General features: G+C 57.2%; 20 protein-coding genes. 1 reads left to right on the forward strand and 19 read right to left on the reverse strand.

Translation table 11 applies throughout. The annotated features are described in order from the left end of the window. Positions 1 to 18: 18 nt before the first annotated feature. The 19 genes from arcD to E8F20_RS20565 form a co-directional block, all read right to left on the reverse strand. Entirely contained in the window at positions 19 to 1,446 is a 1,428-nt protein-coding gene (arcD, locus tag E8F20_RS20475) for an arginine-ornithine antiporter (protein WP_280285367.1), read from the reverse strand. Between the two features lie 883 nt (positions 1,447 to 2,329). Then, positions 2,330 to 3,703, reverse strand: coding sequence for a sigma-54 dependent transcriptional regulator (locus E8F20_RS20480; RefSeq protein ID WP_280285368.1), 1,374 nt, complete (start codon positions 3,701 to 3,703; stop codon positions 2,330 to 2,332). Beyond that, on the reverse strand, positions 3,700 to 5,511 hold the full coding sequence (locus E8F20_RS20485; protein ID WP_280285369.1) for an ATP-binding protein: 1,812 nt from the start codon (positions 5,509 to 5,511) through the stop codon (positions 3,700 to 3,702). The genes E8F20_RS20480 and E8F20_RS20485 overlap by 4 nt, the downstream gene beginning before the upstream one ends. A 138-nt stretch (positions 5,512 to 5,649) precedes the next feature. Beyond that, positions 5,650 to 6,513, reverse strand: a complete 864-nt coding sequence (gene rfbD / locus E8F20_RS20490; RefSeq protein ID WP_280285371.1) for a dTDP-4-dehydrorhamnose reductase — start codon at positions 6,511 to 6,513, stop codon at positions 5,650 to 5,652. After that, positions 6,510 to 7,055 carry a dTDP-4-dehydrorhamnose 3,5-epimerase gene (gene rfbC / locus E8F20_RS20495; protein WP_280285372.1) on the reverse strand — a complete coding sequence of 182 codons (546 nt, stop codon included), beginning with the start codon at positions 7,053 to 7,055 and terminating at the stop codon, positions 6,510 to 6,512. Before rfbC ends, rfbD begins: the two co-directional genes overlap by 4 nt. Further along, a complete protein-coding gene (gene rfbA, locus E8F20_RS20500) occupies positions 7,052 to 7,924 on the reverse strand; it encodes a glucose-1-phosphate thymidylyltransferase RfbA (protein WP_280285373.1) in 873 nt (290 codons plus the stop codon). The genes rfbC and rfbA overlap by 4 nt, the downstream gene beginning before the upstream one ends. After that, positions 7,921 to 8,985: a dTDP-glucose 4,6-dehydratase gene (gene rfbB / locus E8F20_RS20505; RefSeq protein WP_280285374.1), complete on the reverse strand. Its 1,065-nt coding sequence runs from the start codon at positions 8,983 to 8,985 to the stop codon at positions 7,921 to 7,923. The genes rfbA and rfbB overlap by 4 nt, the downstream gene beginning before the upstream one ends. Positions 8,986 to 9,099: 114 nt before the next feature. Continuing rightward, positions 9,100 to 9,711, reverse strand: coding sequence for an adenylyl-sulfate kinase (cysC, locus tag E8F20_RS20510; protein WP_280285375.1), 612 nt, complete (start codon positions 9,709 to 9,711; stop codon positions 9,100 to 9,102). A gap of 198 nt (positions 9,712 to 9,909) precedes the next feature. Continuing rightward, complete coding sequence (locus tag E8F20_RS20515) at positions 9,910 to 11,037, reverse strand: glycosyltransferase family 4 protein (RefSeq protein ID WP_280285440.1); 1,128 nt, start codon at positions 11,035 to 11,037, stop codon at positions 9,910 to 9,912. Beyond that, positions 11,037 to 12,182 carry a glycosyltransferase family 1 protein gene (locus E8F20_RS20520; protein WP_280285376.1) on the reverse strand — a complete coding sequence of 382 codons (1,146 nt, stop codon included), beginning with the start codon at positions 12,180 to 12,182 and terminating at the stop codon, positions 11,037 to 11,039. The genes E8F20_RS20515 and E8F20_RS20520 overlap by 1 nt, the downstream gene beginning before the upstream one ends. Further along, positions 12,179 to 13,075 carry a GDP-mannose 4,6-dehydratase gene (locus tag E8F20_RS20525; RefSeq protein ID WP_280285377.1) on the reverse strand — a complete coding sequence of 299 codons (897 nt, stop codon included), beginning with the start codon at positions 13,073 to 13,075 and terminating at the stop codon, positions 12,179 to 12,181. Before E8F20_RS20525 ends, E8F20_RS20520 begins: the two co-directional genes overlap by 4 nt. After that, positions 13,075 to 14,115 carry a GDP-mannose 4,6-dehydratase gene (gmd, locus tag E8F20_RS20530; protein WP_280285378.1) on the reverse strand — a complete coding sequence of 347 codons (1,041 nt, stop codon included), beginning with the start codon at positions 14,113 to 14,115 and terminating at the stop codon, positions 13,075 to 13,077. Before gmd ends, E8F20_RS20525 begins: the two co-directional genes overlap by 1 nt. Before the next feature lie 504 nt (positions 14,116 to 14,619). Then, entirely contained in the window at positions 14,620 to 15,321 is a 702-nt protein-coding gene (locus tag E8F20_RS20535) for a sulfotransferase family 2 domain-containing protein (RefSeq protein ID WP_280285379.1), read from the reverse strand. 10 nt (positions 15,322 to 15,331) lie between these two features. Further along, positions 15,332 to 16,534: a sulfotransferase family 2 domain-containing protein gene (locus E8F20_RS20540; RefSeq protein WP_280285380.1), complete on the reverse strand. Its 1,203-nt coding sequence runs from the start codon at positions 16,532 to 16,534 to the stop codon at positions 15,332 to 15,334. Then, positions 16,495 to 19,029: a glycosyltransferase family 4 protein gene (locus E8F20_RS20545; RefSeq protein WP_280285381.1), complete on the reverse strand. Its 2,535-nt coding sequence runs from the start codon at positions 19,027 to 19,029 to the stop codon at positions 16,495 to 16,497. The genes E8F20_RS20540 and E8F20_RS20545 overlap by 40 nt, the downstream gene beginning before the upstream one ends. Positions 19,030 to 19,059: 30 nt before the next feature. Then, positions 19,060 to 21,090, reverse strand: coding sequence for an FkbM family methyltransferase (locus E8F20_RS20550; RefSeq protein ID WP_280285382.1), 2,031 nt, complete (start codon positions 21,088 to 21,090; stop codon positions 19,060 to 19,062). Continuing rightward, positions 21,087 to 21,761, reverse strand: a complete 675-nt coding sequence (locus E8F20_RS20555; RefSeq protein WP_051246367.1) for an ABC transporter ATP-binding protein — start codon at positions 21,759 to 21,761, stop codon at positions 21,087 to 21,089. The genes E8F20_RS20550 and E8F20_RS20555 overlap by 4 nt, the downstream gene beginning before the upstream one ends. Positions 21,762 to 21,763: 2 nt before the next feature. Then, positions 21,764 to 22,486, reverse strand: coding sequence for an ABC transporter permease (locus tag E8F20_RS20560; protein WP_280285383.1), 723 nt, complete (start codon positions 22,484 to 22,486; stop codon positions 21,764 to 21,766). A 92-nt stretch (positions 22,487 to 22,578) separates the two neighbouring features. Next, positions 22,579 to 24,015 (reverse strand): mannose-1-phosphate guanylyltransferase/mannose-6-phosphate isomerase, encoded by a 1,437-nt coding sequence (locus E8F20_RS20565; RefSeq protein WP_280285384.1) that lies wholly within the window; start codon positions 24,013 to 24,015, stop codon positions 22,579 to 22,581. A gap of 1,314 nt (positions 24,016 to 25,329) precedes the next feature. Here E8F20_RS20565 and E8F20_RS20570 point away from each other — a divergent pair. Continuing rightward, complete coding sequence (locus E8F20_RS20570; RefSeq protein ID WP_280285385.1) at positions 25,330 to 26,829, forward strand: MBOAT family protein; 1,500 nt, start codon at positions 25,330 to 25,332, stop codon at positions 26,827 to 26,829. Positions 26,830 to 26,834: the final 5 nt, after the last annotated feature.

Below are 26,834 nucleotides of genomic sequence, written 5' to 3' on the forward strand. Positions count from 1 at the left end.
GCAGGGTCTCCTTACGGGTTACAGGGTCAGGAAGCCGTCGTAGAGCCCGTAGGCCGCCACAAGCGCGCCGATTACCACGGCGGCGAAGATCAGCTTCTCGACATTGGTGAATACCGGTTGGCCAACTTCCCGTTTGGCCTTGGCGAACAGAATCACGCCTGGTGCGTAAAGCAGGGCGGAGAGCAGCAGGTACTTCACACCACCGGCGTACAGCAGCCAGACGGCGTAGATCAGGGCGATGGCCGCGATGACCAGGTCCTTGTTCCGGTCCGAAGCGTCCTGTTCATAGCCTTCGCCACGCAGGGGCAGCAGAAACGCGTAGGCGGCGGACCAGAGGTAGGGCACCAGGATCATGGAGGTGGCCAGGTAGATCAGCGACAGGTAGGTGCTGGCGCTGAACAGCGTGATGATCAGGAAGATCTGCACCATGGCGTTGGTCAGCCACAGGGCGTTGGCCGGAACCTGGTTGGCGTTCTCCTTGCGGATGAAGGCCGGCATGGTGTGGTCCTTGGCCGCGGCGAAGAGGATCTCGGCGCAGAGCAGCACCCAGGAAAGCAGGGCACCGACCAGGGAGATGACCAGGCCGACGCTGATCAGCACTGCGCCCCAGTGGCCGACCACATGCTCGAGCACGGCCGCCATGGAGGGGTTCTGCAGCTTGGCCAGTTCGGGCTGGGTCATGATGCCGAGGGACAGCACGTTCACCAGTACCAGCAGCAACAGCACGATGATGAAGCCCAGTACGGTGGCCTTGCCCACATCACTGCGCTTCTCGGCGCGGGCGGAGAAGATGCTCGCGCCCTCGATGCCGATGAACACCCAGACGGTGACCAGCATCATGTTGCGCACCTGGTTCATCACGCTGCCCAGCTCGATGTTCTTCGAACCCCAGATGTCAGCGGTGAAGATGTCCAGCTTGAAGGCGAACAGGCAGATGAGGATGAACAGGAACAGCGGCACCACCTTGGCGATGGTGGTCACCAGGTTGATGAAGGCCGCTTCCTTGATCCCGCGCAGCACCAGGAAATGCACGGCCCAGAGGACGATAGAGGCGCCGATGATGGCCGCCAGCGTGTTGCCCTCGCCGAAGATCGGGAAGAAGTACCCAAGGGTACTGAACAACAGCACGAAGTAACCGACGTTGCCCAGCCAGGCACTGATCCAGTAGCCCCAGGCCGAGGAGAAACCCATGTAGTCGCCGAAGCCCGCCTTGGCGTAGGCGTACACGCCGCCGTCGAGGTTCGGTTTGCGGTTGGCCAGGGTCTGGAAGACGAATGCCAAGGTGAGCATGCCCACCGCGGTAATGCCCCAGCCGATAAGGATGGCGCCGACATCGGCACTGGCCGCCATGTTCTGCGGCAGCGAGAAAATACCGCCGCCCACCATAGAGCCGACAACCAGGGCCACTAAGGCGCCTAGTTTAAGTTTGTCGGACGATTCTGACATTTTGCACCTCCATCCGGAGTAGGAACTGTGCTTATTGAGCTCGCAGTCTTTTGACTGCGTTCTGATCCAGATCAATAGCTGGCTAATGTTTCATTTTGACAACTTCCTTTCCGTCGTGGGGGGGGGAGGGGGATCACTGCAGATTTCGGCTCAGGACTAGCGATCTAGAGGGTTTTGCAAGCCATCCAAGGCGGCGCCTAATACAAACTAGTCGGTTTTCAGGAGCCTTCAAGTTGCAACTTGCATGGCATTGATTTCTGCGGAAAAACACCATTTTTCTTGTAGGAAAATGGCGAATTCAATCCGTCTATTTCGCTATAAGCTGGAGTTTTTTAATTAGGAAAGCCGTGAAATTTCGGCAAGGGAAATCATGCTTGCGCGTAGGCGCATTGACATCGGACGATCGTCTTTTGGACGAGGTCCGACTTCTGAAATGACGTTGAATTACGAACTTGAGAAACGCGAGAAACGCCAGTTCGTGAACTTCGAATCGCACGGGTAAGTTGCCGGGAAACCGATGCGCGAGCGGGCGTGGGCTGTGGCTAAGTATCGGCGGCCGCTCGTTCGGAGTGTTCTGCTCTGGTTCATTGCCCGGCGTCATGCGCGCATGAAAAAGCCCGGCGCTGGGCCGGGCTCGTTCGGACACTCGGCGGGTAGCCAGGTGTTGCTGCGGGCCAGTACCCGACGGCGATCATGTGAGGACCCCGTGGCTGGCTTGTGGCCAGGTCGGGGAGAGGTCTGGCACTTGCGGGCCCAGCCTCCTGACCCTGCACCAGGCAGGGATTGTTTCTCGAATGGCAAACCTTGTGCCATTGCGGCGAAACCGCTCTGTCTCGGGTATCCGCACCAGCGTGGATACGCCGGTTGAGCGGATTATTGCCGATCAATCCTGCTCATCGGCGGGATTTCCGCCGCTGAAGATGAGGTTGTGCTTGCGCAGCTTGTCCGAGAGGGTCTTGCGCGGCAGGCCAAGGGCTTCGGCCACGCTGCGCAGCGAGCCATGGGGGCGGGTCAGCTCGGCGGCGATCAGTGCGCGCTCGAAGGCTTCCACCTGTTCGCTGAGGCCACCTTCCACTTTCGGCAGGTCCACCGGCGTGTTGTCCAGGGCCAGGTCCAGGCCGAGGGCAAAGCGTTCCGCGGCGTTCTGCAGCTCGCGCACGTTGCCCGGCCAGGCGTGGGTCAGGAGCAGGGCGCGCTGGCTGCTGTCGAGGCTGCGCGGGGCCATCCCATGGCGGCCGCACGCTGCGTCGGCGAAATGCTGGAACAACGTCAAGGCATCTTCACCGCGTTCGCGCAGTGGCGGAATGCGCAGGCTGGCGACGTTCAGGCGGTAATAAAGGTCGGCGCGGAAGCGGCCCTGGTCGGCGGCCTGGCGCAGATCTTCCTTGGTGGCGGCGATCACGCGGATATCCAGGGGGATCAGCTGGTTGGCACCCAGGCGCTCCACCACTCGCTCCTGCAGCATGCGCAGCAGTTTGACCTGGACGTCCAGGCTCATGCTCTCGATTTCGTCGAGGAATACGGTGCCGCCGTTGGCGAACTCAAACTTGCCGATGCGGCGTTTCTGCGCACCGGTGAACGCCCCCTGCTCGTGGCCGAACAGCTCGCTCTCCACCACAGACTCAGCCAGGGCGCCGGCGTTTATGGCGACGAAGGGGCCATCACGGCGTGCCGACAAGTCGTGCAGGGCGCGCGCCACGACTTCCTTGCCGGCGCCGGTTTCGCCGAGGATGAGCACGTCCGCGTTGGTGGCGGCGAGGGCACCGATTTGCTCGCGCAGGCGATGCATGGCCGGTGACTGACCTACGAGACGGCCGCTGAGCTGTTGGCGATCGGACAGGGCCAGGCGCAGGCTGCGGTTTTCCAGTACCAGGCGGCGCAGATCCAGCGCGCGGCGCACGCTGTCCAGCAACTGGTCGCTGGGGAAGGGCTTTTCCAGGAAGTCGTAGGCGCCCGCACGCATGGCTTGCACCGCCAACGGCACGTCGCCGTGGCCGGTGATCAGCAGGACCGGCAGGTCAGGGTCGCGCTCGCGCAGCTGGCGCAGCAACTCCAGGCCATCGATGCCGGGCATGCGGATATCGGTGACCACCACGCCGGGCCAGTCCTTTTCGATCTTCTCCGCCACACCCTGGGCGTCGCCCAGGGCCTGCACCTTGAGGCCGGCCAGGTCGAGGGTCTGGCTGAGGGCCTGGCGCAGGTGCGGGTCGTCATCGATCAGCAACACCTGGGTACGGGCGTCTAGGGCGTTGGTCATGCAGAGAGGTCCTCGGGGGGCTGTGGGATGACGCCCGGAGCGGCGTTGCGCAGGCGCAGGGTCAGCAGGGCGCCGCCGTCGGGGTGGTTGGCGAGCAGCAACTCGCCGCCGAGGGCGCGCATCAGGCTATCGCAGATGGCCAGGCCCAGGCCCAGTCCCTGGGCGCTGGTCTTGGTCGTGAAGAAGGGCTCGCGGGCATGGCGCAGGGCGTCTTCGGAGAACCCGGGGCCATTGTCGCGCAGGTGCAGCTCGACGCCTTCTGTCGTGGTTTCGGCGCTGAGCCAGATGCGCCGCGGCTGGGGCTTTTCCTTCAAGGCGTCGAGGGCATTGGCGAGCAGGTTGCCGAGCACCTGGCGCAGGCGGGTTTCGCCGGCCTGGACCCAGAGGGGTGCGTCTGGCAGGTCGCGGATCAGTTCCACGTCCATGGCTCGCCGGCGTTTTGCCAGCAGGGCCAGGGCGTCGTCCAGGGCAGGTTGTAGCGCGACACTCTCCGGCGCGTGCCGGTCGCGACGGGCGAAGGCGCGGAGGTGGGCGATGATCGAGGCCATCCGGCCGGTCAGCTCGCTGATCTGGCGCAGGTTGCCGCGGGCGTCGTCGAAGCGTTCGTGGTCCAGCAGCACGCCGGCGTTGTCGGCGTAGCTGCGGATGGCCGCCAGAGGCTGGTTCAGCTCGTGGCTGATACTCGCCGACATGGTGCCGAGCGCGGAGAGCTTGCTGGCCTGCACCAGCTCGTCCTGGGCGCGCACCAGCTCTTGCTGGGCCTGTTCGCGTTCCAGCACTTCGTCCTTAAGCCGACTGTTCAAGGCTTCGAGGTCCTGGGTGCGTTCCTGCACGCGCATCTCCAGTTCGTGGCGGGCGCGGGCGTCGAGGGCGATTCGGTCGAGGTAGTGGCGGCGGCGTTGCATCATCAGGCCGAGCAGCAACAGCAGGGTCAGCAGGGTGGCGCCGCCGATGGCGACGGTGGTCGTCACCTGGCGATCCACCAGTTGGCGCGGGGCGAGGATGCTGGCGGTCAAGCCGGTTTCCTGCAGTTCCCGGCTCTGGGTCATCCAGGCGTTGTCATCGAGCTTGAGCGGCGGCGGTGATTGTGTCGGATAGGGCTGGTTGGCGGCGATGGCAGCCCGCTCGGCATTGTCCAGCGATCGCGTGGCGTGGAAGCGCCAGTCGCTTCGCGAGGAGATGATCACCACGCCGTTGGCGTCAGTCACCATGAGCTGCTCCGGGGTATTGCCCCACAGCGTCTCGGCATCGTCCAGGTCCACCTTCACCACCAGGATGCCGATGATCCGTGCCCCATCGCGCACCGGGCTGGCGAAGAAGTAGCCGCGCTTGCGCGAGGTGGTGCCCAGGCCGAAGAAGCGACCCTGCTTGCCGGACAAGGCTTCGCGGAAGTAGGGGCGGAAGGTGAAGTTTCGGCCGACGAAGCTGTCAGGCTGGTCCCAATTCGAAGATGTCAGCGTGAGGCCGGTGGGGCTCATCAGGTAGATGACGTCGGCCCCAGTATCCTGGCGGACTTCGGCCAGCACGCGATTGGCTTCGGCCTGCAGGGCCGCGCTGTCCGGTGCCGCCAGCAGATCGCGCAGCGGCGGCAGGTCGGCCAGGATGGGCGGCAGTACCTCGTAGCGGTGCAGAGTGCCCAGCAGGTTCGCGACGTAGAGATCCAGGGTCTGGCGATTCTGCTCAGCCAGGGACTCGCTGTAGTAGCGCTCGCTGAAGTGCTGCAGCGGCCACAACAGTGGCGCCAACAGCAGCGCCAGCAGCACCAGGCTGCGCCAACGTGGGCGGTGGGGAGTAGGGAGAGCTGTCATGCGGTCACTGTGCGCCGGTCGATGAGGCGCATTATGGCACCGCGGCAGCGGGCTGTTGCCAGCAAAGTCCCGTGCGTAGAAGGGGGGGAGCGGGCTAGCTGCGAAGATTCGCGAGCAAGCCCGCTCCCAAGGTTGGCGTCAGCTTCGGCGGAGACACTCCGCCAGGGCGACGCGCCAGTCTGGCAGGGCTACCTGCCAGTCCCGCTGCAGCTTGCTGCCGTCGAGTCGCGAATTGAGCGGGCGCTTCGCCGGTGTTGGGTACTCGCTGGAGGGAATAGCCACCAGGCGTGCGCAGGGCTTGCCCGCGGACTTCAACTCCTCGGCGATGGCGCTGGCAAAACCGAACCAGGAGGTCTCGCCCTGATTGGTCAGGTGGTAGACGCCCCAGTGCGGGTTGCCCGCCTGCCACTGCTCGATCAGTTGAACGGTTGCCTGGGCAATGCTGCCCGCCCAAGTGGGTGCGCCAACCTGGTCGTCCACCACGCGCAGCTCTTCGCGCTCCTGCAGCAGGCGCTGCATGGTGAGCAGGAAGTTGCGTCCGTGCAGGGAGTAAACCCAGCTGGTGCGCAGGATCAGGTGCTGGCCGCCGACCGCCTGGATTGCCTGTTCGCCGGCCAGTTTGCTGCTGCCGTAGACACCCAGCGGATGGGTCGGGTCGTCCTCGCTGTAGAGGCCGGCCTTGTCGCCGTCATAGACGTAGTCGGTGGAGTAGTGAATCAGCGGAATGCCTAGAGCGGCTGCTTCTTCCGCAAGCACGCCGGGCGCCGTGGCGTTGATGGCGAAGGCGGCTTCCGGCTCGTTCTCAGCCTGGTCTACGGCGGTATAGGCGGCGGCGTTGATCAATAGGTCTGGCGCCTGGGCTCGCACGTGCTGGCGAACTCGCTCGGGATTGGCGAGGTCGAGCTGCTCGCGCCCAAGGGCAATGACTTCTGCCTTGCCGGCCAGGGCGAGCTGGAGCTCCTGAGCCACCTGGCCGTTGTTGCCTGTAATGAGGATCTTCATTCGAACAGGTCCGCGTCCTTGAAGTTGACGCCAGCCTTGTCCTTGGCGGACAGCTGTGGCGCTTCGGCGAGCGGCCAGTCGATCACCAGGTCCGGGTCATCCCAGCGGATGCAACGCTCGTGTTCGGGGGCGTAGTAGTCCGTGGTCTTGTAGAGGAACTCGGCGTACTCGCTCAGGACCACGAAGCCGTGGGCGAATCCTTCCGGAACCCAGAGTTGGCGCTTGTTCTCGGCGGAGAGATGCACGCCGACCCAGCGACCGAAGGTCGGGGAGCTACGGCGGATGTCTACCGCGACATCGAACACTTCACCCTCGACCACCCGCACCAGCTTCCCTTGGGCCTGTTGCAACTGATAGTGCAGGCCGCGCAGGACGCCGCGCTGGGAACGCGAATGGTTGTCCTGGACGAACTCGCGTTCGACGCCGGTCGCTTCGGCGAAGGTGCGGGCGTTGAAGCTCTCGAAAAAGAAGCCACGTTCATCACCAAACACTCGGGGTTCGAGAATCAGTACATCCTGAAGCGCTGTGGTTATGACGTTCACACATTCTCTCCCGCCAATTTGAACAGATACTGACCGTAACCGGTCTTGCCAAAAGCCTTGGCTTGAATCAACAACCTTTCCTTGTCGATCCAGCCGTTCTGGTAGGCGATCTCTTCGAGGCACGCAACTTTCAGGCCCTGGCGGTGCTCGATGGTCTGCACATACTGGGCTGCTTCGAGCAGGCTGTCGTGAGTGCCGGTATCCAGCCAGGCGAAGCCGCGGCCAAGGCGTTCGACTTTCAGGTCGCCGCGCTTGAGGTAGGCGTTGTTGACATCGGTGATCTCCAGCTCGCCACGCTCCGACGGTTTCACGGCTTTGGCGATCTCGATGACGTCGTTATCGTAGAAGTAGAGTCCGGTGACCGCGTAGCTGGATCGCGGTTGTTTGGGCTTTTCTTCAATCGAGACTGCCCGGCTGTGCTCGTCGAACTCGACGACGCCGAAGCGCTCCGGGTCCTTGACCCAATATCCGAAGACAGTCGCCCCCGACGAATTGCCAGCCGCGCGCTTGAGCTGTTCGGTGAAGTGCTGCCCGTGGAAAATGTTGTCGCCCAGAATCAGGCATACAGAGTCAGTGCCAATGAACTCTTCCCCGATAATGAACGCCTGTGCCAGTCCATCGGGAGAGGGTTGAATGGCGTAGCTGATATGGACGCCAAACTGACTGCCGTCGCCCAGCAGATTGCGGTACTGGGGAAGGTCCTGAGGTGTCGAAATCAGCAGGATCTCGCGAATTCCGGCAAGCATGAGTACCGACAGGGGGTAGTACACCATCGGCTTGTCATAGATGGGCAGCAGCTGCTTGGAAACACCCAGGGTAATCGGATGCAGTCGAGTGCCGGAACCGCCGGCGAGGATTATCCCTTTCATACTGTTGCTCCCAGTCTTTCACGTTGATAGCTGCCGTCTTGCACGCGACGACACCATTGCAGGTTGTTCAGGTACCACTCCACGGTCTTGCGCAGGCCGGTCTCGAAGGTTTCCCGAGGCGTCCAGCCGAGCTCGCGCTCGATCTTTCCGGCATCGATGGCGTAGCGCACGTCGTGGCCCGGGCGATCCTTTACGAAGCTGATCAGCTCGTCGAAGCGAGCGATCCCCGCCGGTTTCTGCGGTGCCAGCTCTTCCAGCAGGTTGCAGATGGCATGGACTACATCGAGGTTCTTCTGCTCGTTGTGTCCGCCGATGTTGTAGGTCTCGCCCACTTCGCCGCGGGTGACGACTTCGAGCAGGGCTCGAGCGTGGTCCTCGACGAACAGCCAGTCACGGATCTGCTGGCCATTGCCGTAAACCGGCAGCGGCTTACCCTCCAGGGCGTTGAGGATCATCAACGGGATCAGCTTCTCGGGGAAATGGTAGGGGCCGTAGTTGTTAGAGCAATTGGTCAGCAGGACCGGCAGCCCGTAGGTGCGATGCCAGGCGCGAACCAGGTGATCGGATGCGGCCTTGCTGGCCGAGTAAGGCGAGCTGGGCGCATAGGGCGTGGTTTCGGTGAACAGGTCGTCCACGCCGTGCAGGTCGCCATAGACCTCGTCCGTGGAAATGTGATGGAAACGAAACGCGGCCTTGCGCTCATCATCCAGACCGAGCCAGTAGGTGCGAACGCTCTCCAGCAGGCTATAGGTGCCGACGATATTGGTCTGGATGAACTCTGCGGGTCCGTCGATGGAGCGATCGACATGGGATTCGGCGGCCAGGTGCATCACGGCATCGGGCTGGAAGCGAGCAAGCGCTTCGCCGACCGTCTGGCTGTCAGCAATGTCGGCCTGGAGGAACTGATAGCGCGGATTATCCGAGACCGAAGTCAGGGATTCGAGGTTGCCGGCGTAGGTGAGTTTGTCGAGGTTGAGCACCTCATGCTGGGTTTCAGCCAGCAGGTGACGAATCAGGGCCGAACCAATGAAACCGGCTCCGCCGGTGACCAGAATTCTCATATACAGATCCACTCTCGGGCCTTATGCCCTGGCTATGTGCATGTCGGCGTTATTGTACGGCTTTGAGATCGCCGGTGATGCCTGTCCGGCATCCTGTTCCATCGATGGACCGGCTTAGCCTTGCTGGTTGGAGATAGCGATGTTCGACTTCAGCATTTCGACCAGCATGTCGACAGAACTGTTGATGTCGTACTGCTGAGTATTGACAGTGAGTGCCGGATCGAGCGGCGGCTCGTAGGGAGAGTTGATTCCGGTGAACTCCTTCACCTCGCCGGAACGTGCCCGCTGGTACAACCCTTTCACATCGCGCTGCTCGCAGACCTCGAGCGGTGTCGCCATATGAACTTCGAGAAAACGGTCCGCGCCTATGATGGTGCGTGCCAGTTCCCGGTCTTCCCTGTAGGGCGAGATGAACGAGGTAACGACAATGAGGCCCGCTTCATTCATCAGCCGAGCAACTTCTGCGACACGTCGAATATTCTCACTCCGGTCTTCCGGTGAGAATCCGAGGTCGCGATTGAGTCCGTGCCGTACGTTGTCGCCATCAAGCACGAAGCACGCGATGCCCATGGAGAGCAGCCGCGATTCTGTCGCAAAGGCAAGGGTGGATTTTCCCGCTCCGCTGAGACCTGTCATCCACAAGGTCGCTGCTGAGTGCCCGAAAAAGTCTTGTCGTGTTTCCCGGGTGATGTGGCCATCTTGCCAGACAATATTCTTTGACTTCATTTTTTCGAGCTCGTTTTTGAATTGTTTGTCGCGTTATAAGGATGTATCGAGTTGAACGTGTTTGGCTTTGCAGTTATTTGAGCCATCCTTGTATGTTTCAACTCGATCAGTACCAGGTTTTAGGTGAATGCATCAGTGCATGAAGTGTCGTTCAAGACGCTGGTCGCCGATGTTTTGGGCAGCGGTACATATTGTAGGTCATGAGCGAAGTGCCTGATCCGCCAGTACTTTCCGATAAAGCTCGACATAGGACTTCGTCATCTGTTCAGCGGTGAACAGTTGCTCGAAGCGTTGCCTGGCGCTTTCCCCCATTTGCTTGGCAAGTTCCGGAGCGTTCCATAGCGTGGCCATCGCGTGACGTAGCGCCAGCGGGTCGCTTGGGGGGATGACGAGTCCGGTTTCCCCGTCGATGTTTATATAGGTCGTGCCGGTGCCAATCTCGCTGGAAATGAGAGGCTTGCCGTACATCGCGCCTTCGAGAAGCGAGATGCCGAATGCTTCTGAACGCAGATGTGACGGAAAGGTCACGGCGTAGCACAGTTGAAAGAGAGCTGCCTTGTCTTCCTCGCTCACCTTTCCGACAAAGTGCAGATTCTTCAAATTCAGGCGCGCGGCATGCTGCTTGAGTTCATCCTCCATCGGGCCTGCTCCGGCAATCACTACGGGGAAGTCCGTTGTGGCCATTGCCTCGAGCAGAATATGCAGGCCCTTGTAGTAGCGAAGTACGCCCAGAAAAAGGAAAAAGCGCTCCCCTACCCTCGACCGCCAACGATCCAGCACGTCGGCATCGGGCTGCGCATAAGTGTTCCGATCCAGGCCATAGGGGATAACGCTTACCTTATCCGGGTATTTCCTTAGAACCGGGCTGCTTCTTATGTAATTGGGCGAAGCCGCAACAATGCAATCGATTTGCGATAGAAACCGGTGCATAAGGGGGCGATAGAGCTGGAGAAGGTACTTCTGCCGAACAATGTCCGAGTGATAACTGAGGACAGTTGGCTTCTTCAATCTCGTGGCGAAATGAACGACATCCATGAACGGCCATGGAAAATGGTAATGCACGAGGTCGACCTGGCTGGCAAGCCTTGAAAAGTCCCTGAATGCCGACACGGAAAAGCCTGTCGACAACGCATGGAAGTCCAACTTGGAGCGGTGGACTACATGATTCGCGACCTGCTGATCCCTGGCTTCCCCTGTGTTGCTCAGGTAGAGCACTTCGGAGTCTACGCCGTATTGAATGCCACCTTCCGCCAATTGGAAGATCGCCTGCTCTATGCCGCCGAAGCTGTCGGGGTAATAGGTCTTGTAGAAGTGTAGGACTCGCATCAATCGCTCATTACGCGTTCGTAAACATCGAGCGTACTGCGCGCGCAGTTCCGCCATGAAAAGGATCCTGCACGATCCAGGCCTGACTCTCGGGCGTAGGACCGCCACGGTTCGTCCTGCAAACCCCTGGCAATATGTGTGCTCAGCGTGTCCACATCTTCAGGTTCGACCATCAGGGCCGCGCCTCCTGCCACTTCGGGTAACGAAGAGCTGTTGGAACAGACAACGGGAACGCCCGAGCTCATGGCTTCCAGGACAGGGAGGCCGAATCCTTCGTAACAGGATGGGAAGCAGAACAGCCGGGCGCCTGCAATGAGGAACGGCAAGTCTAAGGCCGGCACGAAGCCCAGATATCTGGCCCACCCCTGCCGAGTAGCACGCTCGATTGCTGCATGAATCGCCTCACTCTGCCAGCCGTGGTATCCGGCCAGGATCAGTGGATAGCGTCGGCGCAGCGAGAGCGGCAGGCACTCATAAGCGGCCAGAAGGTTCTTCAGGTTCTTGCGCGGCTCGATTGTTCCAACATAGAGGCTGTAGCCTGCCGGCGCCAGGTTGTACTTCGACAGGATAGGCGCGAGTTCGGCCACTGAGCGAGGATGGAACTCTTCACTACTGGCCAGCGGGACGGCGAAGACTTTCGTCAAGGGCAAGCCAAAGTAGGCGGCCAGTTCCCGTCGGTTGAACTCGGAGTCCGTAATGAATGCATCTGCCCGCTTTACGGCCAGCTCCAATTCCTTTTGCATGAAACGTCTGCGCTCCGGGGGGATGCAATCAGGCCAGGTAAAGGGCGACAGGTCGTGAAATGTGGTGAGTCTGCGGCCCGGAAAGGGAGGCAGGTAGAAATTCGGGCTGTGGAACAGGAAGTCCTGGTAGTCACGCAAGGCACGTTGCTTGATTACCGGGGTGATTAGTCGATAGGCCTCAGTGGCAAGTCGGCTTTTCTGAACCCATCCTTTCAGTTGATGAACTTTGCCAGCACTTTCCACTGCCTCCGGGATGGTATCGAGAAACCGGGTTGCACCAAACAGCAGCAACTCGTCCACGCCCTTGTCCGCCGCAAGTGCCTTGGCCAGCTCGAAGGTATAACGCCCAATTCCCGTCAGTGGAAAACGGATGGGTTCGACCGAAAGTATGACCTTGGTCATTCGGCCTCGAGCATCCAGCGAAGCGTTTCCTCAAGTGGCGGGGTTTCCCAGGCACCAATCAAACGACGCAACGTCGACGCATCGCCGCAAAGAGATTTGACCTCGTTAGCCCGCACGAAGGCCGGGTTTACCCGGATCTCCATCTGATGGCCGGTGATCGCTTCGCACATGGCGATTACGTCCCGGAGGGAGTGCGTCACACCAGAGCAGACATTCACGACTTCACCCGCCGGTTTGTGCTCGACCAGGCGGCGATACGCCTCCGTTAGCGCGCGAACGTCAGTAAAGTCCCGATAGACATCAAGGTTACCCAGCTCGATATGGGCGGCTTTTCGCCGGAAGTGGGAAACAATCTTCGGGAGCAGGAAGTTATCCGCCTGGCCCACCCCTGTGTAGTTGAACGGCCGAGTGACCAGGATTGGCAAGCGTTCGGTCCACAACCGAGCGGCAGCCTCCATTGCCATCTTGCTCACGGCATAGTCATTGGCAGGGGCTAGAGGCGAGCTCTCGCCAAGCACCCCGGCTGAGGCATTGCCATAGACGTTGGCGCTACTGGCCAGCAATACGCAATCCGGAGTCTTGCCCATGGCCGAAATGGCTTCGAGGAGGTTTCGGGTCCCGATCAGGTTCACCTGGTAGAACGCATTCGCGTCGCCGTGACCCACGAAGGCCACGGCTGCCAGATGGATGATGATGTCGGGTTGAACCTCAGCCAGGCAGGCCTTGAGCGCCTCAGCATCGGCAAGGTCGGCCTGGTAATAGCCAGGCGAGTTGCCGGGTTGCGAGCCAATGCCGCTAACGCGGTAGCCCTGGTTGCGAAGCTCCGTGGCCATGTAACGGCCGGTAAAACCCTGTGCTCCGGTGATAAGGACCTGCTTGGCTGTGTCGATCATCAGAAAGAAAATCCGCTCTGGTTACGCCGTAGGTCGGCCTCAACCATCATTTGGCACAGCTCCTCCAAATTGGTTCGCGGTTCCCAGCCCAGTTCCTTCTTCGCTTTTTCAGGGTTACCGATAAGCAGTTCAACCTCCGCCGGGCGATAGAACTTCGGATTTACCGCGACCAACACCTTCCCGCTGGAAGCATCGAGTCCTTGTTCGTTTTCGGCTTCGCCACGCCACTCGAGTTCCGTGCCTACAGCCTTGAACGCCATCGTGACAAAGTCGCGAACCGTCTCGGTGCGGTTGGTGGCCAGCACGTAGGTATCAGGGGTGTCGACCTGCAGCATGCGCCACATGCCTTCCACGTATTCCTTGGCGAAGCCCCAGTCGCGTTTGGCGTCCATGTTCCCGAGCTCCAGGCGATCCTGTTTGCCCAACTGGATGCAGGCTACCGCGTCAGTGATCTTGCGGGTGACGAACTCTTTGCCGCGCAGCGGGGATTCGTGATTGAACAGAATCCCGCTGCTGCCAAAGATGTCATAGGACTCCCGATAGTTGATGGTCATCCAGTGTGCATAGAGCTTGGCCACGCCATAGGGACTGCGTGGATAGAACGGTGTGCTTTCGATTTGCGGAATGGCCTGGACCTTGCCGAACATCTCGGATGTGGAGGCCTGGTAGTAGCGGATCTTCGGGTTGACGATGCGGATCGCCTCGAGAAGGTTCACGGCACCGAGGCCGGTAATCTCAGCCGTGGTCAGGGGCTGGTCGAAGGAGACCCCAACAAAGCTCTGCGCGGCGAGGTTGTAGACCTCCGACGGCTGGGCTTTTTCCATCAGGCGGATACTGGCGCTGAGATCGGTCAGGTCATGCTCGACCAGATGGAGATTCGGATCGTTCTTGATCCCAAGCTCTTCAATACGCCAGTAGTTTACTGAGCTGGTGCGACGGAAGGTCCCGTAGACGCTGTAGCCTTTCTCCAGGAGAAGTTGGGCCAAGTAGGCTCCGTCCTGGCCAGTGATACCCGTGATGATGGCTGTCTTGGAAGTCATGTTTAGTCCTTTTGTTCTCTAAAAAATTTCATGTTGATCGCCCGGCATGTGCTTCTAGCCAACTTGATGGACGGCCGCTCTACCAGCCTGAAGAACAGCCAAGATGCCAGTATGGATAGCGCTGCTGCAAATAGCGAAGTGAGAAGCACCACGAATTCGGATTTGCTTTCTATGTGCTTTGAAATGAGCGCTATTGTTGTGATCCCCACTGTTCCATGAAGCAAATAGAGGGAGTAAGAGCTGTCCGCTAGAGATTGCGTAAATGGAGCGACTTTCAGTACCCATCCAGCCGAAGTACTGGATTATACATAATGGAGTAGAGATGAATTCCTGAATTATAGGGGCAGGAAACGCGGCAGACCCAAAATGCCTTAATGGCACAATGCAGAACAGGTGATCATAAACAACCATGAGAGCAGCTATTGCTCGCAATAGAGATATATTTGAGAAGCTCTCCGGTTGGATGCTTTCTGTTTGCTGCATTTTTATGTTCATTGAAGAATTTCAGGTTTTTTGGTGTTCAAGGTTTTTCTCTGCCCAGTCTAGAAGTTCTAGGTCTAGCTGGTTCAGGGATTGCAGGGTACTAGTTGTGTTTTCATCAACTCTTTCTGAGTAGTGTGAAGCGTTAAGCTTTTGTATTCGTCTCGGGCGAAATAGTCCATATTTGAAGCAGAGTATATCTATGGACTCTTCTAGTCTGGAGTTGATTGCGTAGAAGTCAATCCTCTTCAAGTTCTCTATAGCCTGCAGTAGGTGGCCTTCGTGGAGGATGGTTTCCCAGTCATTGGCACCACTAAGCAGTCTGGTCTGAAAATTGTTGAAGTGCTTGCTTATGAAATACTCTTCGGTCGTAATCAAACCTTTCAAGCCAAGGGTTTTGGCGGCCCTTATCCGACTAGCGCCATTTTTGCTCCAAGAGCCTTGGTCGGCATCCAGGCCTCTCCAGAATGAGTATGTTGAAATGCAGCGTTCAATCGGATTTCGCAGCGTCGCGATCTTTTTGTGGTTTCTAGCTGTGGTTGTCTGGTTTATATTTAAATGGCCATGTATGAAGTCATAATGCTCAAGCTCTTCATGGCTGTACTTCAATAGTTGTTTAGGGGCCTTTACGTGTAGTATCCTTTCTGCGCGGCTGGCATTCTCGAAGACGCTTCGGAACGCTACGCCACCTGTCTTCGGGATATGTAAGTAAAGAAACTTATTCATCAAGGCCACTTCAGGTAATCTTGATTGCTGAGAAGGCTACACCGAGAAGGCGATTGTCTAACTCGGCCGGTTTGCAAGGCGCGATAGTTGTGATTTCTATGCATGTATGATTCTTTGCAGAGATCGCCTGTTCTGGGATGTTGTATTTGAGTTCGTTCTCGATCCTTTCGGGGGGGGACAAGAGGTACCCATTGTAGCTGACCTTCATCGAATCAAGGTGCTCGGGAGTAATCGCATGGAAGACGTGGAATGAGATCGTCCTCTGCGGAGCAGCAATTTTTCCGAAGTAAAGGGTCGCGGTTGAATCAGGACCCGTAAATCGCCAGTATGTGGGCGCATCTCCTTCCCTGGTATGCCAGCCGTCGCCGGATAAAGGCTGATCGAAGGTGTAATGGAGTTCTTGCACCAGGGGGAGTTCTTCAAGGTTCTTTATGAACCTGTCCCGAAGCATTTCGCGAAAAGCATCCTCGTATGAGGACAACATCTTCTTTTTCGCATATTCGTAGGTCATATATTCGTATTTGTTTCTTTTGATGAACTCATCTTTGACCTCCTGGGCTATATTGTAACTGGAGCGGTCTGTAGAGTTCCTGATAACGGATTTTGCCGGCAGGCTGTTGGTTTCGAAAGAGAGAAGCTGCAGGCTTTTCTCCATTTCTTCTACTATGCCGACATAGTGAAAGCTGTCCAGATTTTTGCAGGCAGTTTCGTATCTTTGTTCGAGGCTTGGAGATGCGTTGAATACATCTCCGGATAGGTAGAAGAGTTGATTGTTCTGGACCCTTCCGCGTATCCCCCTCTCCTGGGAGAGTAAGTACTCTTCAAGTGTGAGCGACTGAATTTTACCAAGTACTCGAGCCTGCTCTTCGGGAAGCATACTAAGATCGTAGCTTCCTTTTTTTACAAAGTAGTATTCCGATATTGAACGCTCCAGCGGGTCGCGCAGGAAGGTGAATATCTTGTTCTCTGTGCCGGGCAGCCTTTCGGTGAATGAGACATCAAAATGACCGTGGATAAGGTTCGTATTTCGCGCGAGCTGGTTCTCTGGCGAGAACCGATTCGGGTCCTCGACGTGCACAATTTCATTCTTGCCGAATTTCGAGGAAAGGACCTCTCTGACAGCAACGCCGGCGGTTTTTGGAATATGAAGAAAAACCCACATCGTTCTATAACCTATTGGTGCGCTTGAAAACTGGTGTGAATATTCGAGCACCGTGCTTTCTGGATGTCTGCGATTCGCTCTGCAGAGTACTGCTCCTTGATCTGTGCTGCAGCGTTTGAGCCAAGCCGCTTACCCAAGACAGGGTCGCTTTGAAGTGCAGCCATTTTTGCAGCTGCATCATTCAAATCCGGCTCCGCCCAAACCTGGCCTTTCTGATAGGGGCCAATATCCCTTTCGAGCTCTACCAGGGTGTAATGCACCGGCAGCGAGTTCTCTTCGTTCATGAAGTCGACGTTTCCGGACCAGTACGTGGCAATCACGGGCTTACCCAGATACATCGCCTCCGCGATGGGCAGTCCGAAGCCTTCTGCGCGGTGCAGGCTTACGTAGCAATCGCAGGCGTTAACCAGGTTGTTAAGGGTATTTCGGTCCAGGTAGCCGTCGATAAGCTGTATGCGCGGGTCCTGCTCCATGGCTGCGTAAACTTCCGCCGCCAGTTCCGGCTGACGGTCGAGGTTGGACAGCTTGATTACCAGCTTCACGTTCAGGTCCGGTTTGTCACCGAATGCCAGTTGGAAAGCCCTGATCACGCCAAAGGGATTCTTGCGTTCCGGCATGCTGAGCGTGTCGGACATGTGCAGGAATATGAAGGCGTCCTCGTCGAGGTGCAGTTCACTACGCGTCAGCGGTTTCTCGATGTTCACTTCGATAGCCGGCGGAATAAGCGTCACGGGCTTGTGAGTGAACTGGGAAATCGCAGCGCGGTTGTATTCGGTCGACACCCAGATTTCATCCACTTGGTCGTAGGCGAAATGCAGGAAGTCCGGAAACACTGGCATTTCCCAGTACCAGTAGCCAACGGTGTAGCGATCACGGAACAGCTCGTCGCCCAGATGGTCCCGAGCGATCTTGCTCTGGTCCGCATTCACGTGAACCAGGTTGATCGGGTACCGCACTTGATCGCCATTGCCATGCACCGCTTCACCCATGCGGGAAATGTTACCCAGGCGATAGTCGACCAATGAAAATGGCAGGCCGGACTGTCGCAGGGCACGCAGCGAGGCGCGTGCTGCTTCGCCGACTCCGCTTTCGGCATGCAGATAGCCGATGAGGTTAACCCCAGTCTCGCTGCTGCGTTCCGGCGCCGGCAGCAATTCCGGGCGGGGGTATGCACGTCTTAGCGCCCAGCCTGCATAGGGGGCCAGGGCAATACGCATTTTCAGCGGGATGCGACGACGCTGCTGCCATGCAATGCGGCACAGTTTGCTCATCACGGTATCGCTGATTGCCTGGGGTTGCGCCGCAATTGTCGCGCGCGCGCGTTCCAGTTGCTCGCGAACCGGCGCCAGGTAAAGTTCGCTGAAGCCCGCTTCACGGGGGGCCGCATCGAGGAACCACTCGGCGAACCGGATGCTGTCGACGCTCTCCACCGCGGGGAAGGCGTCACGGAGGTCGGCACGCGACTCCCATAGCGCCAGCGCCAGTGCAGTCAGGCTGATACCGCCCTTTTTGGAGTGCACAAGACGATTGAGTACCGCATGGATGTGAGGGCACTGTTTCTGGTCGAAGAAATCAATCCCTGACAGTGCGTCGCTGGTGCGAATCAGGCGTCGGGCGGCGTCGGGCACCTTGGTACCATCCGCGAAGTTACTGAACGCGTAGGGAAGGCTCTTGAAGCGTTCGATTCCATTACGCGTCAGGGCATCTTCATAAAGGGAACATAGCTCCCTCAGCGGAGTCCCGCGTGGTCCCTTGTCGAAGCGACTCTGGTGTTTGCTGAGCGTCGTCGCCTCGATGGAGAAGCCGGAGAAGTGGAAGAAGGTGAGCGGCTTGCCATCAACGTCGAAGCCGCCATCGGCGCGTTGCTCCAGGCGGCGGTGATTCAGGTTCCAGTATGCGATGTTCCAGCTCGGGTCGCGGTTGATATAGACGCCAGCGAACATCGACGGTACCAGGTCCATCCATTTCTGGTCGACGAACAGGTTGCGCGGAAGGTCTACGACGCATTCCTTGTAGAGCTTGGCCTGCCACCATTTGACCAGCTTGCGCGTTTCTTCGCAGTTGCTCAGCGCGATGTAGCCAAGGTTGTACGACCCCGCCTGGAGAATGCTGAGCTCGGTTGGCCACTTGCCGTCGTCCAGCAGGTCGGTGAGGTGCGGGGTCAGCAACACATTGTGCTCGTCCAGCAGCCCAAGCATCGAGTCAAGGCTGTTGAAGATGCGAATGTCAGGGTCGAAATAGATGACCTTCTTGTAGCCGCGATTCATCAGCAGCTCGACCACGTAGGGCTTGATGGCCGTGTTCAGTTCCAGAATTGAATACTGATAGGTGAATGTGCCCAGTTCAGGAATGTCGAGTTCATTGATTTCGACGATTTCAGCTGCAGGGCAATAAGTCTCCGGTGTCTTCCGGTCACAAAGGCCCAGTACAAGGTCAGCTTGGGGACAATGTTCCTGCAGGCTCTCGAAGAGGGTATTTGCATAGTGCAGGTAGTTGTTCGAGACGATTGTGAAAATACAAACGTCGCTGTTCAGATTCTGGGTCATACGATGCTCGTTCAGATTATTGGCAGATGCTTATTGGTCTTTTGATTGTGTTTGTTTGGAGAGCCGGTCGTGCAGCTCTCCCAATTCCCGGATCTTTTCATCGAATTCTTCCTTGAGGACTTGATAGGCCTTGGCAGCGTCGGCCAGCGCGTCGTCTTTGCGCTGCAACTGGGCTGCGAGGGATTCACAGTACAAAGTGGCCTCGCTCAGTGCCTGGTCACTTTCCTTCTGACGGTCATAAGATTCCTGGAGCTGCGCTTGGGCGTTGGCCAGTGTCTGATGCAGTTCAGCGCAGGCGCCTACCGCCTCTTGCACAGCCGACTCCTTCTGAGAGAGGAGATGTTGCGTTCGTGCCAGCTCCGACAGCTTCTCTTCAAACTGGGTTTTCAGCGCTTCATAGGCCGTGCTTGCCTCTTCCAGGCTGCGGGTGCTCGATTGGAACAGCTCCGAGGCATGCAGAGCACCGGTTTGCGCGTCATCGAATGCAGCCTTCAGCACTTCGTATGCCACGCCAGCTTCCTGTATGGCGCTTTCCTTTTCTTGGAGGATTGCTTCGAGTGTCGCGAGCTCGCTGAGCTTGTGCTCGAACTCGGTGCGCAGGCTGGTGTAGGCGTCTGCGGCCTGTTCGTAGCTCGCTTTGGTTGCGCGCAGAAGCTCGCCGATAGTGCTGATTTCCTGCTGAGAGCGGCTGAACTCCGACTTCAAGGCCTCATAGGCTCGAGTCGCATCCCGGAGGGCGGTGTCTTTGTCCTCGAACAACGAATGTGTCGCCCGCAAGACGCGGAGCTGCTGGCTCAGCTCGTCTTGCAGGGCCTGGAACGCCGTTGTCGCGTGCTGAAGTGCGGCATCCTTGTCGTGGAGATGCCCCTGTAACAGCCGCAGCTCGGCTTCCTTGGCCTGGAACTCTATGTGCAAAGCCTCGTAGGCAGAGGACGCCTCGACGAGTGCGGTTTCCTTCTGCTGGACGAAATCCGTCAGTTGCCTGACTTCCTGGAATGACGCTTCAAGCGAGGCTTGCAGCTCGAGGTGTTTTTCCTGGAGCGTTTTGTAGGTCTCGCTGGCATTGGCCAGTGCACTTTCCTTGGCGCGAAGGAATTCCAGGGCGTCCAGGAGATCCTTCTCTTTCGTGCCAAAAGCCGCCTGCAGGGACTCGTATGCCCGTTGGGCCTTGGCAATCTCCGCCTGGTGACCCGAAACAGCTTTGGTAGCCATCTCAAGTTGCTGGTGCAAGTTCTGATCTTCGGACTGCAAGTCAGCGTATGCGTTGCCAGCGTCGTCCAGGGCTTCGTCCTTGCGGCTCAGTTGCGCAAGGCTCATCTGGAGCTGCTTCTTCAGCGCCTGGTTCTCGATGGCGAGGGTTTCGTTTGCCTGCTCTGCCAGTACTTGGGGTAACACCTTGAACCGATCAAAGACATTTGGCGGGGTGCTGAAAGTAGCCTTGTCCAGCGGATATCCCTTACGGGAATAGAAGCGGTTCAGCCCATCGAAGTAGAAAAATTCGTAGTACTCCAGAATCAGGGATTCCCACTGGTCGTAGCAAAGTTCCTGGGAGTTCGGGGTTGTGGCTTCGATGACCAGGATAGTTGGAGCGACCTTGGAAAAGTCGGCACCAGACAGCACGTCCTTTTCAAACCCCTCAACGTCGATCTTCAAGAAGTCGACCTGTCGATCGCCTACGTGCTGGGACCAGATCTGATCCAGGGTGACCAACTCGACCGTCAGCTCCTCGTCGATGTTCAGGTCCCTGCGGTAGTTTTCCGCGATAGATTGGCTCAGCGTGGAAGTACCCACATCGCGCGTGATGTAGAGGGTTTCGCTTCCCTCTCGGGCGCCAACACAAACCTGGAGATTAGTGTCCCGCTCGCGCATCGCCTCAAGCTCGGAGAAAAGCTTTGGCTGCGGCTCGACATTAATGCCACTCCAGCCTTTCAGATAGAAGTGATAGGTAACGGAGTCGTAGACCGGGTGGCACGCCCCTATGTCGACATAGAAGCCAGATTCCTTATCCTTGAATATGCGCTCTAGGATGACGTCCTCGAAGTTCTGGGCGTAACTGATCATGCGGAAGATACGGCCTTTTCTGGTGCGGGAAGGCAGATCATGCCTTTCTCGAATGTAAGGACTGAGTCGGTCCACTTCTTGAGCTTTATGGGCGAGTGGGAGACCAGGACCATGGCGCAACCCTGGTTGACGGCATGCATCACGGCTTTCTCGGACTTTTCCTGAAAGTCTTGGTCGCCCACCGAAAGGACTTCATCGATCAACAGGAGATCGGCTTCCATTGCCAGGGCGACCGCGAAGCCAAGGCGGGCACGCATGCCTGACGAATAGGTTCCGAGCACATCATTCATCTGATCGCCGAGCTCACAGAATTCGTGAATGCCTTTCAGGCGCAGCCTGACTTCCTTGGGGCTCATCCCCATCAGCACGCCGCTCAGCAAGGCGTTGTCCCAGCCGTTCAGGCGAGGGTCGAAGCCGGCCTGCAGAGACAGGAGTGAAACGCGAGCGCCATGATTGGTGACGCGGCCACGGTCAGGCGCGTAGATGCCCGCCATGAGTCTTAGCAGTGTCGACTTGCCGGCGCCGTTGTGTCCCATGATCCCGAGGCGTTGCCCTTGGTGAACCTTCAGGCTGACGCCATTGATGACGGGGTGATAGTCACTGCGAAGCAGGGACTTGCGCAGGCGATAGGCCAGATGCACGTCGTGCATTTCCAACAACAGGCGAGTCATGCTCACTCCTGAATGATTCGGGCGTATTGCCGGTTGAACCGGCCAAACAGCGCAATAACAAGAGTGTTGAAGAGCAAGAGCGCTGCAAGGAGGTTTGCGAGCATGTGCCAGTCGGGCTGTTGTTGCCTGATCAGAATGTCCCTGTAGGCTTCCAGCAAGAGGTACGCGGGGTTGAGGTTCAGTACCCAGTGAAAGCTCTCCGGCACCAGGTCACTGGAGAAGAAAACACCTGATAGAAACATGGCAAGTTGCAGGCAGGCAGGAACTATCACGCGTAGATCCGGGATGAAGGGCATCAACGCTGCAACCAGACCCGCGCACGGGAGTGTCAGGAGAATCTGCAGCAGGAAAATGACCGGATAGATGAGCCAATACGTCGTTGGCAGATATCCCATGATGCTGAGTATCAGCAGCAGGATCACGACAACGATGATCTGCTTGATCAGGTCCCGGAAAATCTCGGCGAGCGGGAAGATTCCCGTATGAAGGGGCAACTGAAGGATCAGGCCTCGCCCCACCAGGATTGATTGGCTGGCGTTCATGATGCTCTTGGAGAACCAGAGCCAATGCACGATTCCAATCAGGAGAAACGCTACGTAATCATCGCCACCATGTTTGAGAAGCACGCCGAAGGCGAGGTAATACACAGCCAGGTGCATCGCCGGTTCGATAATCCACCAGAGATAGCCGAGCCGTGTGCCCCGGGATTCTGATTTCAACCCCATTACTGCTCGTAGCCAAGAAACCTGGAGAACTCGAGAAACGGCTTCTGAGCGAGTTGTTTTCCTATGCATGGACTGCTCGACTGCGGGAAATTTCAAGCGCGACCGTAGTGGTCTTCGAAGCGAACGATGTCGTCTTCTCCCACGTAGTCGCCGGATTGCACTTCAATGATCACTAGATCAATGACCCCAGGATTCTCCAGGCGATGCTTGTGGCCTGCAGGAATGAAGGTCGACTCATTGCTGTTCAGCATCAGCATCTGTTCGCCATTCGTTACCTTTGCCATACCGGTCACGACAACCCAATGCTCGCTGCGGTGGTGGTGCATCTGAAGGGACAGCGAGGCGCCCGGTTTGACGACGATACGCTTGATCTTGAAGCGCTCACCCTCTTCAAGGGTGGTGTAGTTGCCCCAGGGCCTGGAAACCTGGCGGTGGGTCGAGTGCGCATCGTGGTTCCGGCTCTTCAACTGGCCAACGATATGCTTGACGTCCTGGGCATTGTCCTTGTGGGCTACCAGCAGGGCATCGGGGGTATTGACGACGATCAGGTCTTCGACGCCGACCAGGGCGGTCAGTCGATCCTGGCTATGGATGAAGTTGTTCTTCGCTCCATGGTGAAGTACTTCGCCATTGCAGCGGTTGCCGCTTTCGTCCGCTTGGGTGAGTTCGCTGAAAGCGTTCCAGGAGCCAATGTCGCTCCAACCGATGTCGCAGGGGACGGTGGCTACCTTGGTCGAGCGCTCCATCAATGCGTAGTCGATGGAGATGTCCGGCACCGTGTTGAACTGGGCGGGATCGATGTTGGTGCAGTGCTGGCCTTTGCCATCGGACAGGACATTGCCAGTCAGGCTGGCAGACACGCTCTGCATTACGTCGGGGGCGTGCTGTTGCAGTTCATCGAGCAGGGTGCCCAGCCGGAAGCAGAACATGCCCGAGTTCCAGAGATAGTTGCCTGACTCCAGGTAACCCTGCGCAGTAGCAAGATCGGGCTTCTCCACGAACCGGTTGACCTTGAACCCGGAGGTAAGCTTCGCTGATGGATCAAGTTCGATGTAGCCGAATCCGGTCTCCGGATATTCCGGCTTGATGCCGAAAGTGACCAGCCAGCCGTGGGCGGCCAGCTTGGCGGCATTCGCCACGGCAGCCGCGAACTGATCATCCTGGCGTATCAGGTGGTCAGCAGGAAGCACCAGGAGTATCGCGTCCGGCTCTTCACGGGTAGCGAGGTCAAGTGCTGCGGCTGCGATGGCGGCGGCTGTGTTGCGGCCAAAGGGTTCCAGTACGAAGCTGGCGCGGCAGTTCGGGAATCCCGCCTGACGGTACTCGTCGTCGGTTTTGAAGAACAGCTCGCGGTTGGTCACCGTCAGGATTTCGCTTACGCCATCCAGCTTGGCTGCGCGCTGGAAGGTCTTCTGAATCAGATTCCCGCCCTCAGGCAAGGGCATGAAGGGTTTCGGGTGGCAGGTGCGGGAGATCGGCCAAAGACGACTGCCGGCGCCGCCACAGATGATTACGGGAATGAGCTTCATGGGTAGTCCGTTACAGCCAGCGGGAAGGTGGATTGAGGCGTTGCATGACTGGCAGCATGAAGCGTGCCGTTACCGGAAGGCTGGTGGGGATGTTATGCAAGTCAACGATCTCCTGGGAGTGAGATTCTTAGAGTCATTGAAGACCTAGAGTTTCCGACATAGAGCTGCCCCGAGCCTTCAAAGCCTCGTTTTGTGAGCTGTGTCAGGAATTGCAAATCGATCTGTAGGATACGGCAAGGGGCCAATGGGTCACACGTCATGCGTCGGTAAACGTGAACCATGGTGGTGCGCCCAACTGCTGGGCGGCGCCGTTGACAGGCTGGCGGGCGAAGAGGCGGGTAGCGTTTTTTCGGTGTTTTGGGTTGAGCGTCACTGCTCAATGTGAGTGGGCACGATGCCACGGAGCATTTCCTTCGCTGCATTTTCTTGCTCGAAGGGCTGGTAGCTCCCCGCTTTGCAAGCTTTTTTGTCCCTTTTGGTGCTAGTCAAAGGAGCCGCAATTGCGCCCGCTCTGACAGACCAACTTAATCTGAGCTACGGATTTTACTTACAGCGTCACAGATTTTGCCAGTCGAAACGTGCGGCCCCACTGACTGCTGCCGTGCGGGATTTCAGTTCTCGATCAGGTGCAACTCCTTGCGAGCCTGCATGCGCTTGCCGGCGTACTCGGCTTCGGTAAAGGTCATCTGCTTCATCGGGATATTCAGGCAGCGGAATCGGCGTATTTCACCAGAAGCGCGAAGCCTACTTCAGGGTTTCCTAATCTATAGGTAAATACATCGGCATAGGGTTGCCGCCGATGCAGGGTTGAGGGGAGCGTCGCGAACCAGCAGTCCCAGTTCGGGAAGAGATGTTGCGCTGAAAACTGCTGGCAGGGTGCGCACGCAGATTCGAGATTGGAGTGGCGCGTTTCCTGCCTGGTGGCTGCCGGAGCATCAAGAGCGCGTTATCGACCGAAAAATGCAAAAAACTGGATGTTTGGATTTGGAGTCTCATCCTCTTCTTAAGTAGACTTGAGCCCCCTGATCTTATGCGCTTATGAATGTATAGACTGCGAACGAAACGCCCTCGACCGTCGCACTTTGAATCCTGGCTACGAGGTTAAGTGTGATCCCGTATGTTCAGGGCGCAGGTGTGCTCGACTAGGAGGGTGGGGCTGGTCGCCTTGTTGGTTTCGACTGACTTCGTGTATTCAGAGGATTGACATGTGTCAACTTTAGTGTTGCTGGGGTTAGCGTTTGAGAATTTGGTGCTGGCAGGGAAGGGCTCTTAAAAAAGTTGTAATTAATATTAATTCTAACGGAATCGCAGCGTATGCTATTTAGTTCATGGCAGTTTATCGTGGTTTTTCTGCCGATTACGTTTTTTGTGTATTTTATGTTGAATGGGTGGCGCTTGATAGTGGCTGGCAAGGTTTGGCTGGTTGCCACTAGTCTGTTCTTTTACGCATATTGGGATGTAAATTATCTGCCATTAATATTGGCATCAATATTTCTGAATTTTGCCATAGGTACCGGGCTTGCTCAGTCCAATAAGGTGCCTGCTCAAGTCGGTCAAGTCTCTCGTCATCACCTTAACCGAAAGGTTGTATTGGCGACGGGTATTGTGGCAAATCTCTTTCTTCTCGGCTACTTCAAGTATACGGATTTTTTGCTCGGAAATATAAATGCCGTATTTGAGACGGCTTATACGCTTCCGGGGATAGTTCTTCCTCTCGCAATTAGTTTCTTTACGTTTACGCAGATTGTCTATCTGGTTGACAGTTATCGTGGGGAAACTGCTGAGTATGATCTCCTGAACTATGCCCTGTTCGTGACATTCTTCCCGCATCTGATCGCGGGACCCATTGTCCATCATCGTCAGATAATGCCTCAGTTCTCATCTCGATGGACGCTTGCTAGGCGGTATTCGAACATCCTTAGGGGGATGGTTATTTTTTCAATCGGGCTTTTCAAGAAAGTCGTCATTGCAGACAGCTTTGCCGTGTGGGCAGATGCTGGATTCGATGGCGGGCAGCAACTTTCGTTCTTTGCAGCATGGGCCGCCAGCCTTTCTTACACTTTTCAATTGTACTTCGATTTTAGCGGGTACTGTGATATGGCGATTGGGGCGTCGCTATTATTCAATATTTGGCTTCCGATAAATTTTGATTCTCCGTATAAGGCGTTGAGTATTCAGGATTTCTGGCGCCGTTGGCATATTACTCTAAGTAATTTTCTTCGGGATTATCTATATATTCCGCTTGGCGGGAACAGGTGTTCAGAGTACAGAATATATATTAATTTATTTGTCACTTTCCTGCTTGGTGGTTTGTGGCATGGCGCCACCTGGATGTTTGTTATATGGGGGGCGTTGCATGGCCTGGCACTTGCAGTGCATCGCTTCTGGAAAAGCTTTGGGCGGCCATTGCCATCGCTATTGGCCTGGTTGTTGACTTTCTTATTTGTAAACTTCGCATGGGTATTTTTCAGGGCGAAGACTATGGATGATGCGCTGCGCGTACTGAATGGAATGGCCGATATAGATTCAGCCTTTGGACAAATACCGTCTGGGCTCAAAACCTCCGAACTTGCATGGGGGGGATGGCTCTCCGATATCCTCTTGAGGCTTTTGCCGACGGGGCTTGTCGCGCAGGCCGCCACCTACTTGGCCATTGTGATTGCCTTCATAATAGTGTTTCAGAGAAACTCAATGGAGATCGCAAGTGGGAAGTTGAGTTTTAAGTTGACGATGTACGGGGCTGTGCTCTTCTCGGTGGCAATGTACTTCACCTTGGCTGCAACAAGTTCTGTATTTTTGTACTTTAATTTCTGAGTGTG

The sequence above is a fragment of the Pseudomonas sp. BN415 genome (genome assembly GCF_029871195.1).
GTDB lineage: Bacteria > Pseudomonadota > Gammaproteobacteria > Pseudomonadales > Pseudomonadaceae > Metapseudomonas > Metapseudomonas resinovorans.

What these genes read in the sequence shown, in the direction of transcription:
- arcD (WP_280285367.1), bottom strand. Translation starts at nt 1,446, where the DNA reads ATGTCAGAATCGTCCGACAAACTTAAACTAGGCGCCTTAGTGGCCCTG.
- E8F20_RS20480 (WP_280285368.1), bottom strand. Translation starts at nt 3,703, where the DNA reads ATGACCAACGCCCTAGACGCCCGTACCCAGGTGTTGCTGATCGATGAC.
- E8F20_RS20485 (WP_280285369.1), bottom strand. Translation starts at nt 5,511, where the DNA reads ATGACAGCTCTCCCTACTCCCCACCGCCCACGTTGGCGCAGCCTGGTG.
- rfbD (WP_280285371.1), bottom strand. Translation starts at nt 6,513, where the DNA reads ATGAAGATCCTCATTACAGGCAACAACGGCCAGGTGGCTCAGGAGCTC.
- rfbA (WP_280285373.1), bottom strand. Translation starts at nt 7,924, where the DNA reads ATGAAAGGGATAATCCTCGCCGGCGGTTCCGGCACTCGACTGCATCCG.
- rfbB (WP_280285374.1), bottom strand. Translation starts at nt 8,985, where the DNA reads ATGAGAATTCTGGTCACCGGCGGAGCCGGTTTCATTGGTTCGGCCCTG.
- cysC (WP_280285375.1), bottom strand. Translation starts at nt 9,711, where the DNA reads ATGAAGTCAAAGAATATTGTCTGGCAAGATGGCCACATCACCCGGGAA.
- E8F20_RS20515 (WP_280285440.1), bottom strand. Translation starts at nt 11,037, where the DNA reads ATGCGAGTCCTACACTTCTACAAGACCTATTACCCCGACAGCTTCGGC.
- E8F20_RS20520 (WP_280285376.1), bottom strand. Translation starts at nt 12,182, where the DNA reads ATGACCAAGGTCATACTTTCGGTCGAACCCATCCGTTTTCCACTGACG.
- E8F20_RS20525 (WP_280285377.1), bottom strand. Translation starts at nt 13,075, where the DNA reads ATGATCGACACAGCCAAGCAGGTCCTTATCACCGGAGCACAGGGTTTT.
- gmd (WP_280285378.1), bottom strand. Translation starts at nt 14,115, where the DNA reads ATGACTTCCAAGACAGCCATCATCACGGGTATCACTGGCCAGGACGGA.
- E8F20_RS20535 (WP_280285379.1), bottom strand. Translation starts at nt 15,321, where the DNA reads ATGAATAAGTTTCTTTACTTACATATCCCGAAGACAGGTGGCGTAGCG.
- E8F20_RS20545 (WP_280285381.1), bottom strand. Translation starts at nt 19,029, where the DNA reads ATGACCCAGAATCTGAACAGCGACGTTTGTATTTTCACAATCGTCTCG.
- E8F20_RS20550 (WP_280285382.1), bottom strand. Translation starts at nt 21,090, where the DNA reads ATGATCAGTTACGCCCAGAACTTCGAGGACGTCATCCTAGAGCGCATA.
- E8F20_RS20555 (WP_051246367.1), bottom strand. Translation starts at nt 21,761, where the DNA reads ATGACTCGCCTGTTGTTGGAAATGCACGACGTGCATCTGGCCTATCGC.
- E8F20_RS20560 (WP_280285383.1), bottom strand. Translation starts at nt 22,486, where the DNA reads ATGGGGTTGAAATCAGAATCCCGGGGCACACGGCTCGGCTATCTCTGG.
- E8F20_RS20565 (WP_280285384.1), bottom strand. Translation starts at nt 24,015, where the DNA reads ATGAAGCTCATTCCCGTAATCATCTGTGGCGGCGCCGGCAGTCGTCTT.
- E8F20_RS20570 (WP_280285385.1), top strand. Translation starts at nt 25,330, where the DNA reads ATGCTATTTAGTTCATGGCAGTTTATCGTGGTTTTTCTGCCGATTACG.